Origin of the sequence: Streptomyces sp. SKN60, assembly GCF_026236535.1 — a bacterium.
GTDB lineage: Bacteria > Actinomycetota > Actinomycetes > Streptomycetales > Streptomycetaceae > Streptomyces.
Window position 1 is genome coordinate 257,801 of record NZ_JAHTMW010000002.1, and the last position, 13,958, is coordinate 271,758.

Annotated in this window: 16 protein-coding genes; 7 read left to right on the plus strand and 9 right to left on the minus strand. The window is 69.3% G+C overall.

Annotated elements, in window-relative coordinates; all coding sequences use genetic code 11:
• Window positions 1-18 precede the first annotated feature (18 nt).
• The gene (locus tag KV205_RS04270; RefSeq protein WP_265862228.1) at window positions 19-843 is read right to left on the minus strand and encodes an isoprenyl transferase; all 825 of its coding nucleotides are present in this window, start codon (window positions 841-843) and stop codon (window positions 19-21) included.
• Window positions 844-1,089: 246 nt separating this feature from the next.
• On the opposite strand from KV205_RS04270, the gene KV205_RS04275 reads away from it, so the two are divergent.
• Window positions 1,090-3,126, plus strand: coding sequence for a transposase (locus KV205_RS04275; RefSeq protein ID WP_265862230.1), 2,037 nt, complete (start codon window positions 1,090-1,092; stop codon window positions 3,124-3,126).
• Here KV205_RS04275 and recO read toward each other — a convergent pair.
• Window positions 3,123-3,872: a DNA repair protein RecO gene (recO, locus tag KV205_RS04280; protein WP_265862232.1), complete on the minus strand. Its 750-nt coding sequence runs from the start codon at window positions 3,870-3,872 to the stop codon at window positions 3,123-3,125. The two genes, KV205_RS04275 and recO, sit on opposite strands and share 4 nt — an antisense overlap.
• 163 nt (window positions 3,873-4,035) lie before the next feature.
• On the opposite strand from recO, the gene KV205_RS04285 reads away from it, so the two are divergent.
• The gene (locus KV205_RS04285) at window positions 4,036-5,196 is read left to right on the plus strand and encodes a DUF3103 family protein (protein ID WP_265862233.1); all 1,161 of its coding nucleotides are present in this window, start codon (window positions 4,036-4,038) and stop codon (window positions 5,194-5,196) included.
• A 73-nt stretch (window positions 5,197-5,269) separates the two neighbouring features.
• On the opposite strand, the gene KV205_RS04290 is transcribed toward KV205_RS04285, so the two are convergent.
• On the minus strand, window positions 5,270-5,488 hold the full coding sequence (locus tag KV205_RS04290; RefSeq protein ID WP_265862234.1) for a hypothetical protein: 219 nt from the start codon (window positions 5,486-5,488) through the stop codon (window positions 5,270-5,272).
• A gap of 5 nt (window positions 5,489-5,493) precedes the next feature.
• On the minus strand, window positions 5,494-5,706 hold the full coding sequence (locus KV205_RS04295) for a hypothetical protein (protein WP_265862236.1): 213 nt from the start codon (window positions 5,704-5,706) through the stop codon (window positions 5,494-5,496).
• 131 nt (window positions 5,707-5,837) lie between these two features.
• Between KV205_RS04295 and KV205_RS04300 the strand changes: the two genes are divergently transcribed.
• The 3 genes from KV205_RS04300 (at window position 5,838) to KV205_RS04310 (ending at window position 7,547) form a co-directional block, all read left to right on the plus strand.
• Complete coding sequence (locus KV205_RS04300) at window positions 5,838-6,674, plus strand: helix-turn-helix transcriptional regulator (RefSeq protein ID WP_265862238.1); 837 nt, start codon at window positions 5,838-5,840, stop codon at window positions 6,672-6,674.
• Entirely contained in the window at window positions 6,656-6,925 is a 270-nt protein-coding gene (locus KV205_RS04305) for a DUF397 domain-containing protein (protein ID WP_265862240.1), read from the plus strand. Before KV205_RS04300 ends, KV205_RS04305 begins: the two co-directional genes overlap by 19 nt.
• A 67-nt stretch (window positions 6,926-6,992) precedes the next feature.
• Window positions 6,993-7,547 (plus strand): GNAT family N-acetyltransferase, encoded by a 555-nt coding sequence (locus tag KV205_RS04310; RefSeq protein WP_265862242.1) that lies wholly within the window; start codon window positions 6,993-6,995, stop codon window positions 7,545-7,547.
• Here the strand turns inward: KV205_RS04310 and KV205_RS04315 are convergent.
• From KV205_RS04315 to KV205_RS04335, 5 genes are all read right to left on the minus strand, one after another.
• Window positions 7,510-8,208 carry a class I SAM-dependent methyltransferase gene (locus KV205_RS04315; RefSeq protein WP_265862243.1) on the minus strand — a complete coding sequence of 233 codons (699 nt, stop codon included), beginning with the start codon at window positions 8,206-8,208 and terminating at the stop codon, window positions 7,510-7,512. The two genes, KV205_RS04310 and KV205_RS04315, sit on opposite strands and share 38 nt — an antisense overlap.
• 9 nt (window positions 8,209-8,217) lie before the next feature.
• Window positions 8,218-8,625 (minus strand): hypothetical protein, encoded by a 408-nt coding sequence (locus tag KV205_RS04320; protein ID WP_265862244.1) that lies wholly within the window; start codon window positions 8,623-8,625, stop codon window positions 8,218-8,220.
• Window positions 8,626-8,792: 167 nt separating this feature from the next.
• Window positions 8,793-10,304: a hypothetical protein gene (locus KV205_RS04325; protein WP_265862245.1), complete on the minus strand. Its 1,512-nt coding sequence runs from the start codon at window positions 10,302-10,304 to the stop codon at window positions 8,793-8,795.
• A gap of 8 nt (window positions 10,305-10,312) precedes the next feature.
• Complete coding sequence (locus tag KV205_RS04330) at window positions 10,313-10,795, minus strand: hypothetical protein (protein ID WP_265862247.1); 483 nt, start codon at window positions 10,793-10,795, stop codon at window positions 10,313-10,315.
• A 125-nt stretch (window positions 10,796-10,920) separates the two neighbouring features.
• Window positions 10,921-11,373: a DUF3592 domain-containing protein gene (locus tag KV205_RS04335; RefSeq protein ID WP_265862249.1), complete on the minus strand. Its 453-nt coding sequence runs from the start codon at window positions 11,371-11,373 to the stop codon at window positions 10,921-10,923.
• A gap of 86 nt (window positions 11,374-11,459) precedes the next feature.
• Between KV205_RS04335 and KV205_RS04340 the strand changes: the two genes are divergently transcribed.
• Both KV205_RS04340 and KV205_RS04345 read left to right on the plus strand, forming a co-directional pair.
• On the plus strand, window positions 11,460-12,302 hold the full coding sequence (locus KV205_RS04340) for a hypothetical protein (protein ID WP_265862251.1): 843 nt from the start codon (window positions 11,460-11,462) through the stop codon (window positions 12,300-12,302).
• Window positions 12,303-12,472: 170 nt separating this feature from the next.
• Window positions 12,473-13,846: an FAD-dependent oxidoreductase gene (locus KV205_RS04345; RefSeq protein WP_265862252.1), complete on the plus strand. Its 1,374-nt coding sequence runs from the start codon at window positions 12,473-12,475 to the stop codon at window positions 13,844-13,846.
• Window positions 13,847-13,958 lie beyond the last annotated feature (112 nt).

Below are 13,958 nucleotides of genomic sequence, written 5' to 3' on the forward strand. Positions count from 1 at the left end.
CCAGTCCCGGTCCGGGCCTCAGGCCTTGTCGAGGACCGCGAGATCCGCCGGGTCCACCCCGCCGAAGCGCCGGTCGCGCTGGGCGAACTCGACGCACGCCCGCCACAGGTCGCGGCGGTCGAAGTCGGGCCACAGCACGTCCTGGAAGACCATCTCGGCGTACGCGCTCTGCCAGATCAGGTAGTTGGAGGTGCGCTGCTCGCCGCTGGGGCGCAGGAAGAGGTCGACGTCCGGCATGTCCGGGTAGTACAGGTACTTCTGGATGGTCTTCTCGGTGATCTTCGACGGGTCGAGCCGGCCCGCCTTCACGTCCTCCGCGAGCGCCTGCGCCGCGTCCGTGAGCTCCGCGCGCCCGCCGTAGTTCATGCAGAAGTACAGCGTCAGCTTGGTGTTGTCCTTGGTCTGCTCCTGCGCGACCTGGAGCTCCTTGGCGACCGACTTCCACAGCTTGGGCATCCGGCCCACCCAGCGCACCCGGATGCCGAGCTCGTCGAGCTGGTCGCGGGTCTTGCGGATGAAGTCGCGGTTGAAGTTCATGAGGAAGCGCACCTCCTCGGGCGAGCGCTTCCAGTTCTCGGTGGAGAAGGCGTACAGCGAGATCGCCCCGACACCCATCTCCAGCGCGCCCTGAAGCACGTCGAGCACCTGCTCGGCGCCGACCTTGTGCCCCTCGGTGCGCGGCAGCCCGCGCTCCTTGGCCCAGCGGCCGTTGCCGTCCATGACGATCGCGACGTGCTCGGGCACGAGCTCCGACTGCAGCTTCGGCGGGCGGGCACCGGACGGGTGCGGCTCGGGGGTCCTGTACTCCCGACGCTGGCGCCCGAGAAGTCGTGCGATGGCCATGGCGATGGATCTTCCTAGGAGGTGTTCCGTACGTCACGCGCTGTGGATGCACGTGGAGTCGATTTTCACATGGCGGACGGCTTGCCCCCATGGCGGCCGGTGATCACCCCCGGCCACTGCCCGTTGCCCACCAATCGAGCATGCGCTCGATACGTCACGAATGCTGGTGAATGCGTTCGCAATTCGCCCACACGTTTGCGGTGATCTCTACCGTCGCTTCCGGGACAGGGCGCCGGCGAGGAGGTGATGGTGATGCAGGCCGACCAGACGAAGCAGAGGTTCCGGGGCAAGAACAAGGCCCCGAAGTGGGTCAAGCCCAACGACGGACATGTGTCGGTGATGGTGCTGCCACTGGCCGTCACCAATCCCGCTGACGTCAGCCGGCTGGAGAAGCTGTTCGCTGCGATGTGGTCGGTCAAGCGGGCCGTCCAGCGTGATGCCCGCGCAAAGGTCGATGCCTTCTGGGCTGCCGGACATGAGCGGGAGCGGGACGGGGCGAAGAAGGTCCGGCAGCGCCTCGGATTGACCCGTGAAGCCCTGGAGCGGTGCGCATACAAGCACCTCGAAGACGCCGGACATCTGAAGCACCACCTCTCGAAGGCTCTGGTGATGCACATGGCCGACGAGGTGTGGAACGGAGTCCGGCGTCACCTGTTCCCCGACACGACCGGCCGTCGGCACGGACGGCCGAAAACCGGTCGTCGACACGGTTTCACCCGCATCCCCGGCCGGGCCCGCTCTCACACGACAGCCAACAAGTGGGAGACCTTCCGCCTGGTGGGCACGCTGACCGGTCACACCACGGCCTATACCGGCGGTGGTCGGCACCCCGTGCAGCAGCCACGGCGGATGCCGGTGCCGACTGTGCCGGCAGACGGTGTTCCCACCGGCAGGACCAGCGCGTCGGGAAGGCCCGTGACGAGGAAAGCGACGTGGTGGGATCACACGGGCCCGCTCGCAGTGGTGTTCGCCGGGGGCCCCGACTCCCCCCGGGGCGATCTGGTACTCCCTGTGCGGGTATCGCAGCGGCCTGGCCAGTGGGCTCGTGTCGGACACTTCCTCGCCGATCCGAGCAAGTGGCACAAGGTTGATCTCGTACGACGCCGCAGGACCTCCGCACCAGGCGGCTGGGTGTACGAGGCACATCTGATGGTCCTCGGCGTCGGTTACGCCTCTCCCGCCGTACGAGCCATGCGGGAGCGGGCCGCCTCACAGGACCGCATCGGCGGGGTGGACGGCAACGTCTCCAACCTCTCGATCGTCTCCCTGCCCGCAAGTCTTGATCGCTCCGATGGCGCCCCGGCCTCCACCGAGATCACCCTCACTCCCCAGGAACGGACGCTTCTGGAACGGGAGGCGAGAAAGAGGCGCGGCCGGGCCAGGGCGCTGGAGCGGTCCCGCAGGGCCACGAATGCGGCGCAGTACAGGCTGTCGAAGCGGCAGGCCCGCCGCGCGGAGCGCCGGGCCTCATCAGGGCTCGAACCGAGGGGCGTCAGCGTGCCCGGCGGTGCCCGCGCCGCTCGCGTCGATGGTGTACCGAAGCAGGCGTTCCGCCGTGACCGACTTTCTCGCGGCTACCGGGCGACACGCATCAGGCAGGCCGAGGCCGCCTCGTCTGCTGCTGAGCGTCGCCGCCATCGCGCCCGCATCATCGCCCGGCAGATCATCGCCGTCCACGGCCCCGTGCTCGTGATCGAGGACTGCGACATCCGTGCGTGGTACCGGCTGTGGGGCAGACGGCTCTCGCAGACCACACCGGGGATGCTGGTCTCCGCTCTCGCCGTGGAGTGCGAAGCCGCAGGCGGCAGGCTCCTACGGGCATCCACGTGGTCCACGGCGCTGTCACAGCACTGCCTGTGCGGCGAGCGCGTACGAAAGACCCTCCGCGATCGTGTGCACAGCTGCGCTGCCTGCGGCCTGACCGGGAGACGTGACCTCGTCTCCGCCGCCCTCGCGGCGTTCGTCCGCTTCACCGACACCGACGCCCCCGCCACAGCCCACCTTGACACCACCGCGTCCCGGCACGCACAGATCACCTTCGCCCAAGGGCTGGAAGAGGCCCTGCGGGAGTCAACCGCATCGATTCGGACCACCACATGCGGTGCCGATCACGCGGCAGTCCCACGGCAAGTCCGTGCGACCTCTGCTCCCCGAACCGCCGGGCAGCAGTCCCGAGCGACCCCGGATGAGACACGCCCCAAGCGTGACCACGCCGGAAAGCCCGGACGACTCCCGGCCGCAGTCCGCAGCTCACCTTCTGGTGATCTGCGAATCAAGTCTTAGCTTTTCTCTACATAACGCAGGGAGCGCAGCCCGCGCTCCAGGTGCCAGTGCAGATAGGCGGACACGAGTCCGCTGCCCTCCCTGACGTGACGCGGCTCGGCCGCGTCCGCCGTCTCCCAGTCGCCGGTGAGCAGCGCGCTGAGCAGGCCAACGGCCTCCGCAGAGGGTACGACGCTTCCGGGTACCCGGCAGTCCGCGCAGATGACTCCGCCCGCGGCGACCGAAAAGAACCGGTTGGGGCCGTGGAGTCCGCATTTCGCACAGTCCTCGAAGCTGGGCGCGTAGCCGTTGACGGCGAGCGAGCGCAGCAGGAAGGCGTCGAGGATGAGGTGCGGGGCGTGCTCGCCGCGCGCGAGGGTGCGCAGTCCGCCGACGAGCAGCAGGTACTGCTGCACGGCCGGTTCGCCCTCGTGGTCGGTGAACCGTTCCGCCGTCTCCAGCATCGCGGTGCCGGCGGTGTAGCGGGCGTAGTCGGTGACGATCGAGCTGCCGTACGCGGCGATGGTCTCGCTCTGCGTGCACAGCGGGAGCCCGCGTCCGATCAGCTCACTCCCGCGGGCGAAGAACTGCACGTCCACGTGCGAGAACGGTTCGAGCCGGGCCCCGAACTTCGACTTGGTCCGCCGCACCCCGCGCGCGACGGCGCGCACGCGTCCGTGACCGCGCGTGAGCAGCGTGATGATGCGGTCCGCTTCACCCAGCTTCTGGGTGCGCAGCACGATGCCGTCGTCGCGGAACAGACTCATGGCGCCATTGTCCCGTACGGCTCGGACAACCCGGGGCAGGGCCTGAAGCGGGGTCGGACGGGGCCCTCTTGTGGCGGGTGACATGTCCTCGTCATCATGATGCCCGAGGAAACCTTCTACCCGCATAGATCGTCCGACCACTCCCTCTGGAGGAGCGATCACCGTGAGACCTCGTCCCACTCGACGACGCGGCACCCTCACCGCCACCGCGGCCACCCTCGCCGCCCTCTGCGCGGCCCAGACCCTGGGCGGGGCCGCAGCGGCCTCCGCCGCCCCAGCCCCTGCCCCAGCCCCCACCGAAGCGGCCACGACCAAGGCCGCCGTCGGCTCCGCCCAGGACCGGGCGGCCCGCGACCTCGCACGCTCGCTGGGCGACTCCTCCTGGCGTACGAGCCTGAGCGCGGCCACCCTGAAGTCGCCCGGGGCCGAGGTGCCGGTCGCCGAGCGGGCGACCGGCTCACTGAGGTCCCGGCTCGCCGCGGCCGACCGGGACATCGCGCGGGCCAAGGGCCTGGACGCCGGGACCGGCTCGCTGCTCCGGCTGCGGCTCGGCGACCCGTCGATGCGCGCCGCGCTCGCGGCCGGCGCCACCCCCTGGGTCGCGGCGGCCGTCACGGACGACGACGACCGCACCGTCACCGCCTACGACAGCCAGGGCCGAGCCCACCGGCTGGACGCCCGCACGGCGCCCGCACAGCCGGTGTACGTCGTCGACATCGACAGCACGAAGGCGCTGGCGGCCGGCCTGGACGTCGTACGGAAGGAGCTGGCGAAGGCCGGCATCGCGTCCGCCGCACCCACGAACACGACCGCGGCCGCCACCGCGGCCACCGCCGGCTTCTGGACCACGAAGATCACCGCCGTCCACCTCGACGACGACGAGGAACCCTGGGTCAAGGGCGACGCCGAGATCTACACCCTGGTCAGCGGCTTCGGCCACGACGGCAAGGTCCGCGTCGACCCGGTCGACATGCCGTACCTCGACAGCGACGGCACCGTCTACCGGCCGAACCAGATCCTGGTCAACTGGTCCAACTACAAGTACAACCTCGCCGACGCCGTGATGATGGAGGAGGACGGCAGCACCAACTACCGCGACCTCGCCAAGGCCATCGCCACGGTGCTGCTCACCATCACCGACCAGGGCGCCTACGTCCCCCTGGTGAACGCCATCCTGGACGCCATGCCCGACGACTGGTGGACCGACGACCCCGACTACGTCGACTCCTGGTACACCCTCGCCCAGCAGAGCACCGGCACGCTGTACGGCGCCCGGGGCAACGGCTATCTGACCGTCCAGCCCTACTTCGTCGAGCAGTTCTGACACCGACGCGCCGACCGCGAAGCGGGCGGGGCCTGTGGGGAGCAGCACTCCCCACAGGCCCCCTACGTGCCCATCAGGGCACCTCCCCCCGACTCCGGGCGTTCGCGTGCGCCGTGGAGGCGCGCAACCGCTCCCCCGGCGTGGCGACCCGCACCCCGTCGGGCTCGCAGTCCCACTCGCGCCCGCCGCCGATCGGCCGCAGCTGGAGGTAGGGCCCCTCGTGCCCCATCACGGTGCCGACCTTGCCCGTACCGATCTCGACGACGTACGCACCGATGGGCGGTTTCTTCATCCGAGTCATCCGCGTCCCCCTTCGTTCACGAGCGCCGCGGCGAGCAACCGCGCGGTCGCGGTCGTGCAGCGCCCCAGCTCGACGAGCGGCCGAGGAGGCTCGGCGGCGAGGGTGACGGCGTCGAGCCCGAGCGAGGGCAGGGTGATTCCGACCCGCTGGAGCGCGTCACGCAATTCCCTCACCGCCTCTCGCGCCGCTTCCGTTTCCGTCGGCCGCATGCCGTGTTCTTTCACCAACGCGATCCTTTCCGAATCCATTTCCCGTTTCCGCATCCAGGGTGGGGGCGGCTCCCTAGAATCGGCAGATGCGCGGGGGAAACAACTGCGGTGTCGCGTTGGGGAGTTAATCCATGGCCAAGGCCAAGCGGGACGAAGTGTGGGTGTTCTTCGGTGAGCTCCTGAAGGAGCGCCGGGAGGCGGCGGGGCTGTCGCAGAGCGAGCTGGGCAGACGGGTGTTCGTGTCGGGGGCGTACATCGGCCTGTTCGAGCAGGGTGTGCGGAAGCCGCAGCTGGATGTGGCGCAGAGAATCGACCAGGCGCTACAAACGAGCGGTATTTTCGAACGGACCTGTCGCGACCTCATCAACGCGTCGCCGTATGCCTCGTATTTCCACGAGGTGGCGGAGCTTGAGGCGGTCGCGACGAAGATCTGTGAGTTCGCGCCGACGGTGGTGCCGGGCCTGTTGCAGACGGCGGAGTACGCGCGAGCGGTGACGGTGGCGGTTCACCCGTTCGCCACGGAGGAGTACATCGAGGAGAAAGTCACGTCGCGGATCGAGCGACAGGAGATCCTTCGGGAAGACGCTACGAGGCCCGAGTATTGGGTCATCCTGCACGAGAACGCGGTACTCACCCCCGTGGGCGGCCCGGCCGCCATGGCGCGCCAACTGGACCACATCGCCGCGATGATGCGACAGCGTCGCGTACTCGTGACGGTGCTGCCCCGCGCGATCGGCGCGCACGCGCACATGACCGGAACCCTCAAGCTCATGGAGTTCAACGACCAACCGCCAACTGCCTATACAGAGACCGAGTTCACCGGAACGCTGCTGGACGATCCGGCAGTGGTGAAGCAGGCACAGCGCACCTACGATCTGCTCAGGGTCGCCACGCTGTCGCCGGAGGCGTCCCTCGCACTGATCGAGTCGGCGGCGGAGGACTTCAGACGATGCGCAAGTACGACCTGACCAACGCCCAGTGGTTCAAGAGCTCTTACAGCAACAGCCAGGGCGGCGACTGCGTCGAAGTCGCGTACGACTTCACGGGCGCCGCCTGGCGCAAGAGCTCCTACAGCAACGGCTCCGGCGGCGACTGCGTCGAAGTCCTCGACAACGTCCCCGGCGTCGTCCCCGTCCGCGACTCCAAGAACCCCACCGGCCCCGCCCTCGTCGTGCCGGCCGCGGCCTGGGCCGCGTTCATCGCCGACGTGAAGGGGTGACGACCACCTCCACGCCAGTGCAGGTTCCCGGTGTCGGGGCGACCGTCGCCATGATGGGAGGCTAGGTATGACGTACCCGCGGGACGCGGTCACGGTGGACGACCGGCTCGGCCTCCGCCGCTTCGCGAGCCCGGCCGACCTGCCCGAACTGCACCGGGTGCTCGGCGAGTCCATCGACCATCTGCGGCCGTGGATGGACTGGGTCGACAACTACGGCCCGGAGTGGACCGCCGGGTTCCTGTCGCGGCGGGACCGGGACTGGGAGGCGGGGACGAGTTACACGTACGCGGTCGTGCTCGACGGGTCGATCGTCGGCGCGTGCGGGCTGCACCTCCAGGAGGACACGCCCCCGGGCACGTACGAGATCGGCTACTGGCTCCACCCGGCCGCCACGGGCCGGGGCCTCGCCACCCGCGCGGTGCGGGCGATCGTGGCGGAGGGCTTCCGCCTGCCGCACGTACAGCAGCTTCTGGTGATGCACCTGCCGGAGAACCACGCGAGCGCGGCCGTCCCGGCGCGGCTCGGCTTCACCGAGGTGGACCGGGTACGAGGGGACGAGGGCGAGGAGTTCCGGGTCTGGCGGCTCACCCGGACCGAGGCGACGTCCCGGCCGGCGGCCTGACGGCGAGGAAGGTCCCGACGCTGCGCTTGGCGCCCTTGGCCGTCTCCACCTCCTGGACGAGCCGCGCGGTGACGGTGAGGCCCGCTTCCTCCAGCAGCCGGGCGATGCGCTCGGGCGGGACGTAGTGGGACTCGTACGAGACGGGGAGCCCGCCGTACGCCTCGGTGTGCCGCAGCCGCTCGCCCTCGCCCCCGCCCCCGCCCCCGTCGGCGCCGACGTAGCCGGCGAGCATGAGGCGCCCGCCGGGGGCGAGGACGCGGCGGAACTCCGCGTAGACGGCGGGGAGATGCTCGGGGGGCGTGTGGTGGGTGGAGTAGTACGCGAGGACCCCGGCGAGCGCGCCGTCGCGCACCCCGAGCGCGGTCATCGACCCGACGGCGAACGGCACCTCCGGCTGCGCCCGCCGCGCGATCCCCACCATCCGCGCCGACAGATCCACCCCGACCACCCGCACCCCACCGGCCGCCAGATACCCGGCCACCTTCCCGGGCCCGCACCCGGCGTCGAGGACGGTCCCGCCCGCCTCCGCCATCTCCTCGACGAACGCGCCGAGCACGCCCCGCGACAGCGGATCGAGCGCCCCGGGCGCCGGCACCCGCTCGGCATACGCCTCGGCCACGGTGTCGTACGCAGCCCGCACCTCTTCAAGGAATCCACTCACGCGGCCAACCTAGGGCTTGGGCGCATCCGGGAGGGGGCTGATGCCCGGTTCGAAGTAGTCGCGGATATAGATGCGGGTGCGGTCAGGCGCGTACTCGTGCGCCCACAGGTTGACGCAATGCTGGTCTGACGTCCCGTACGGATCGTCAACGGGGTCGCCGGGACAGACATCGCCGTACCGCATGCCGTCCTTGAACGTCTCCGGCTCCGGCAGCCCGAGTTGGGCGAAGTCCCTCGACTTCGTGCCGGGGTTTGCCGCCTCCGGTGTCAGCCACTTGCCTTCCGGCGGATGCTTCTTCAGGTAAACCTCGGCCTCGGCCCTCGTCAGGGTGAAGGTGAGCAGCCCGGTGTCGAACTGGGACTGAACGTGGTAAGCGGCCTGAGCGGACTGCGCCGTCGCCGGGACGTCGATCTCCATGTGTTCGCTCATCCACGCGGGCGTGATCCCCTCCGCCCACCGCCCGTCCTTCACCGTCAATCTGTCGTCACCACCACTACCGCTGCCACAGGCGCCTAGGAGCAACCCTGTGGTCAGTACGGCGACAGCCACCCGCCCCACGAACCGGCCTCGTCGAAACAAGTCGTTCATCGAATCCCCTCCCTGTCCGATCCCCTGTTGACTGAGGGGTCCGGCTGCTCTCGGACGGGTTCCATGCGCCCATCCCTGCTTTCCCCGGGACCCGGGAGCGGATCGCCGTTGGGCTGCGACGAGCCGAGGTCGTAGTGCTTGACCTCACTACTGCCAGCCATGGCGAACTCCTGTGCGAGCCCCACCCGGTGCAGCTTCGCCATCTCCCCGTCCGGGACCTCAAACGGACCGATGTGTACGCCTTTGCCTTCGTCCCAGTTGTACCGGTCCCAGACATTCGCCTGGTAATCAACAGCAACCTTCGGGTTGCCCTGGGCGTCTGGTACCACTGTGACCACACCGGTCACATTGCTGTTGGCGCCGCCCACCGCATAGAACCAGTTCGCGTCGTAGTCCTCGGCGAAATAGAAACCATTCTCCCGCTTCGCCTCCACCGGGAAGGCAACCGGCTTGCCGCCGTTCTTCCGGAACTCTTCGAGGGCCTGCTGACGCCAGGCGTCCTGGTTGAGCCGCACCGTGCCGTCGACGTACTCCTTGAACTCGGGGACGTCCGCCATCATCTTGTCCACTGGCAGACCCATCGGGGTACCGCTGTTACCCAAGTAGTGCGCCATATTCCGGGACGCGTCGGTCATGCCCTTCCAGTCGGCTCCCGTTGCGAGCAATTCCATCTTGCGCTTGGTGGTCCAATCCTCGAATCCGGGTGACTCCGACCCATGCCGCCCCGCTCCGCCGTCGGCAGCGATCTGCGGCGCGGTAGGACTCAGCACACCGGCCGCCATCAGGTCGTCCTTCTTCGATAGCCAAAGGCTCGCCCGCGCCTCCGGGCTCAGCGACTCCCACAAGCGCTTCAGCTCGGCACGCTGCTTCGCGTCGGCATCGCCGGCCAGGCCGGCCAGCTCCTCCGCACGGGGCAGCTGTTCCTCATCGAGGGAGGTGTACTTGGCGTGCCCGGCGTTGTGCGGATCGTTGCCGTGGCTCTTGCGCAGCGCACGTACCGCCGCGGCGTCGACCTCGGCAGCGTGCTGGACGATTCCGGTGAGGGTGTCGGCGTACCACTGGATGTAATCCTTGGTGCGTTGGTTCGTGCCTTCCGGCGTGCACATCGCTTCCATCACCCGGACGGTGGCTCCTGGTCCGTCCGTGATGATGAGAGAGGGGTCCGGTGGATTGTGGCTGGGATCGCCCCTGCGCGCCTTGCCAGTGAGGCTCTTGGCCTGTTTCTGGTAGTTCGTCAGCTCGGCGTGAGCGTCGGCGAGTACGGCTGCAATGCTCGCCGCCTCAGCCTGGAGATCGGCGACTTCCTTGGCCGTCTTGTGCACGAACTCGCGCGTGACGTCCGCGTTGACGCCTTTCCAGTCGGCTCCGTCGGACTTCTTGACCAGGCCGTCCCGTGTCGCGGTGGCCAGCTTGGCCAGGTCGGCGACCATCGACTCCCAGTCGGAGACCGCCGTGGCCAGCTTGCCGAGGTCCAGAGCCATCAGGTCGGAGTAGGTGAAGTTACCCATCGCTCCCCCTACTTGAAGTATTCGTGCAGCGCGGAGACGGACACCGGACCAGTTCGCCCCTTGAGCTCGGCAGCGATCTGGGTGTCATCGCGGGCGTGCGCCTTCTTGCTGTAGTCGAGATGGTTGGAGATGTGCGCGGCCGCCTGGAGGACGTGCTTGACCTGTGAGGTCCAGATCTCGACGGTCGATTCGAGCTCCGAACCGAGCTCAAGGTGGTGACTCTTGAGCGCGGCGGCGGCGCGCATGGTGGACCCCGAAGCCTCGTTGCCAGAGCCCGCGGCCGCGATGTCGGCCTTCTTGCTCAGTTCGCCATGGAGAATGAATGCTTCGTGGCCGACGGCGCCCAGGTCGTCCTGACGTACCACGAGATCCGCGGCTCCGGCACCCCCGGCCCCGCCGGCTCCACTCGCCCCGGCCTGGTTCAGCCGCATCTGCGCCCCTTCACGGGCCGCCACAGCCGCCTTGGCCTTCTCCCACTCTTCCCACGCCATGGGTCCCCGCCCTCCGGTCGCTGCGGCGCCGACTGCCGGCCGACGCATCACCGAAGGTACCAACCTGCCGGGAGTCGTTGCAGTTGGAAAGTCCGGATGGCGGATTCGGGCCGTCAGGAACGGCGTCAGGAAGGGCTGACGATCAGGCCGACCGTCGCCAGGACGCCCGCGGCCAGGGACAGGAGCGTCAGGCGCTGCGCGCCGCGTACGTAGCCCTCGCGGTTCCTGCGCTCCTTGTGGGCCGCCGCCATGTCGCCCAGGTGCACACTCTTCGTGTTCTGGGGGTCGTACACCATCGGGTATTCGTGGCCGATCACGTGCGCGGGGCCCTGTGAGGCGCCCTTGTTGTGGCGGACGGTGCCGGTGGGGGTCTGGAACTCGTACGTGACGCTCGCGTAGCCCCGGTTGCCGAACGGCACCAGGCTGACCAGCTTCGCCTGGACCTCGACGCCGGATTGGCACAACCCCGTCATCCGCTTCCGCTCGCGCCGCTCGCCGGAGATCAGCATCAGGCCGAAGACGCAGACCGGCACGGACGCGACGATGAAACAGACGAGCACTCCAGTCACCAGGTTCACAGGCGGACGGTACGACACCACCGGCCCCGCCCGAAACCCCCACATCCCCTTCACCTGCGCGGAGTTCGCGCCTTACGATCACGCGCATGTCGATCTCTTCGTCCATACCCGTCCTCCGGGGCGACCGGGGCACCGAGCTCCGCTCCGCCGGCGAGGAGCTCGTGCTGCGCCGGCCGGAGGCCGAGCTGCGCATCCCGCTCGCCGCGATCGCTCGGGTCCGCGCCGAGCGGCGGGACCTCGCGGTCGAGCTGACCGCCCCGGCAGGGGCAGCGCCGACGGTGCACCGGGTCGAGGACGTGAGCGCGGCCGCCGCCTCCGTCTTCGCCGACGCGGTGAACGCCGCGCTGCCCGAGCGCGCCCCGGGCGAGGAGACGGTGGACGGCGCCACGCTCGTCGCGACGCGGAGTCTGGTCTTCGACGACGAGGAGGGCGCGCGCGAGGAGGACGACACAGACGTCCGGCTGCCGACCCACAAGGGGCCGGCGTACGCCGCCTGCGCCGCCGTCGCGATCCTCGCGGTCGTCGTCGGGCTGATCGACAAGAACTGGGGCCGGGGCATCGCGACGCTGCTCCTCGGGGAGGCCGGCGTCGGCGTCACCTACGTCGCTCTGGTCGGACTGAGCGGGCTGTGGCGGGAGTGGTACCTGCCCCGTTACGGCATCACCGTGGACGGGCAGCAGGTCTTCCGGGACGGCGGCACGACCAACGCCTTCACGGCCACCGACGGCGTGACCCGCCACATCTACGGCGAGAACAAGGGCAGGCCCGTCCGGATCGCCTACCATCCGCGGAACCCCAGGAACGCGATCGTCTGCACCGGGTGGCGCGAGAAGGCGGGCACGCTGGTCCTGTTTCTCGTGATCGCCGCCGTGGCGGGGCTCCTCGACTACGGCACGTTCCTCCTGGCCCTGCCCGCCTTCGGCGGCTGACCGTCCCGTAAGCTCGGCGACCCCCGACCTCGTCTCCACTTATGGAAGTCATAAGTCCGCCTTATGGGGTCATAGACCGGGGTCAGGTACCGCGCAGCTCAGCGCATTATTTAGGGTGGCCTAAGTGCGGCGACCCCTCGCCGCGCGTCGCTTGCGAAGGGAATCCAGTCATGCCCCGCCCCCTCCGGGTCGCGATCGTCGGCGCCGGCCCCGCCGGGATCTACGCCGCTGATGCGCTGCTGAAGTCCGAGGCCGCCGCCGAGCCGGGTGTGTCCATCGACCTCTTCGAGCGGATGCCCGCGCCCTTCGGCCTCATCCGCTACGGCGTCGCGCCCGACCACCCGCGCATCAAGGGCATCGTCACCGCCCTGCACCAGGTGCTCGACAAGCCGCAGGTCCGCCTCTTCGGCAACGTGAACTACGGCACCGACCTCCACCTCGACGACCTGCGGTCCTTCTACGACGCCGTGGTCTTCTCCACCGGCGCCATGTTCGACCGCGAGCTGCGCATCCCCGGTGTCGAGCTCGACGGCTCCCTCGGCGCCGCCGACTTCGCCTCCTGGTACGACGGGCACCCGGACGTCCCGCGCACCTGGGACCTGTCGGCCGAGAAGGTCGCCGTGCTCGGCGTCGGCAACGTCGCCCTCGACATCGCCCGGATCCTCGCCAAGACGGCGGACGAGCTGCTGCCGACCGAGATCCCGGCCAACGTGTACGAGGGCCTCAAGGCCAACAAGGCCCTGGAGGTCCACGTCTTCGGGCGCCGCGGCCCGGCGCAGGCCAAGTTCAGCCCCATGGAGCTGCGCGAGCTGGACCACTCCCCCAACATCGAGGTCATCGTCAACCCCGAGGACATCGACTACGACGAGGGCTCCATCGCCGAGCGGCGCAAGAACAAGCAGACCGACATGGTCGCCAAGACCCTGGAGAACTGGGCGATCCGCGACGTCGGCGACCGCCCGCACAAGCTCTTCCTGCACTTCTTCGAGTCGCCCGTCGAGATCCTCGGCGAGGACGGCAAGGTCGTCGGTCTGCGCACCGAGCGCACCGAGCTCGACGGCACGGGCAACGTCAAGGGCACCGGCCAGACCACCGACTGGGACGTCCAGGCCGTCTACCGCGCCGTCGGCTACCTCTCCGACGAGCTGCCCAAGCTCCCCTGGGACACCGTCACCGGCACCGTCCCGGACGAGGGCGGCCGGGTCATCGAGGAGGGCGGCGCGCACCTCGCCTCCACCTACGTCACCGGCTGGATCCGCCGCGGCCCGGTCGGCCTCATCGGCCACACCAAGGGCGACGCCAACGAGACCGTGGCCAACCTGCTCGACGACCACGCCAACGGCCGGCTGCTCACCCCCGCCTCCCCGGAGGAGGACGCCGTCGTGTCCTTCCTGGAGGGCAAGGGCGTCACGTACACGACGTGGGAGGGCTGGTACAAGCTCGACGCCGCCGAGAAGGCGCTCGGCGAGCCCCAGGGGCGCGAGCGCGTGAAGATCGTCGAGCGCGAGGACATGCTCCGCGCCAGCGGCGTCGACCTCGGCTGAGCGCCTCAGTACCTCTGCACCTCGGCTGATCGAGCCCTCGGCCGATCAAGCCCTCGGCCGATCAAGCCGTGCATCCTTCCCGGTCCTATCCTTGATGGGGCCGGGAAGGAGC

Excerpts from the sequence above, each read along its gene's own strand:
- KV205_RS04270 (WP_265862228.1), bottom strand. The coding sequence starts at position 843 with ATGGCCATCGCACGACTTCTCGGGCGCCAGCGTCGGGAGTACAGGACC.
- KV205_RS04275 (WP_265862230.1), top strand. The coding sequence starts at position 1,090 with ATGGTGATGCAGGCCGACCAGACGAAGCAGAGGTTCCGGGGCAAGAAC.
- recO (WP_265862232.1), bottom strand. The coding sequence starts at position 3,872 with ATGAGTCTGTTCCGCGACGACGGCATCGTGCTGCGCACCCAGAAGCTG.
- KV205_RS04290 (WP_265862234.1), bottom strand. The coding sequence starts at position 5,488 with ATGAAGAAACCGCCCATCGGTGCGTACGTCGTCGAGATCGGTACGGGC.
- KV205_RS04295 (WP_265862236.1), bottom strand. The coding sequence starts at position 5,706 with ATGCGGCCGACGGAAACGGAAGCGGCGCGAGAGGCGGTGAGGGAATTG.
- KV205_RS04300 (WP_265862238.1), top strand. The coding sequence starts at position 5,838 with ATGGCCAAGGCCAAGCGGGACGAAGTGTGGGTGTTCTTCGGTGAGCTC.
- KV205_RS04305 (WP_265862240.1), top strand. The coding sequence starts at position 6,656 with ATGCGCAAGTACGACCTGACCAACGCCCAGTGGTTCAAGAGCTCTTAC.
- KV205_RS04310 (WP_265862242.1), top strand. The coding sequence starts at position 6,993 with ATGACGTACCCGCGGGACGCGGTCACGGTGGACGACCGGCTCGGCCTC.
- KV205_RS04320 (WP_265862244.1), bottom strand. The coding sequence starts at position 8,625 with ATGGAGATCGACGTCCCGGCGACGGCGCAGTCCGCTCAGGCCGCTTAC.
- KV205_RS04325 (WP_265862245.1), bottom strand. The coding sequence starts at position 10,304 with ATGGGTAACTTCACCTACTCCGACCTGATGGCTCTGGACCTCGGCAAG.
- KV205_RS04330 (WP_265862247.1), bottom strand. The coding sequence starts at position 10,795 with ATGGCGTGGGAAGAGTGGGAGAAGGCCAAGGCGGCTGTGGCGGCCCGT.
- KV205_RS04340 (WP_265862251.1), top strand. The coding sequence starts at position 11,460 with ATGTCGATCTCTTCGTCCATACCCGTCCTCCGGGGCGACCGGGGCACC.
- KV205_RS04345 (WP_265862252.1), top strand. The coding sequence starts at position 12,473 with ATGCCCCGCCCCCTCCGGGTCGCGATCGTCGGCGCCGGCCCCGCCGGG.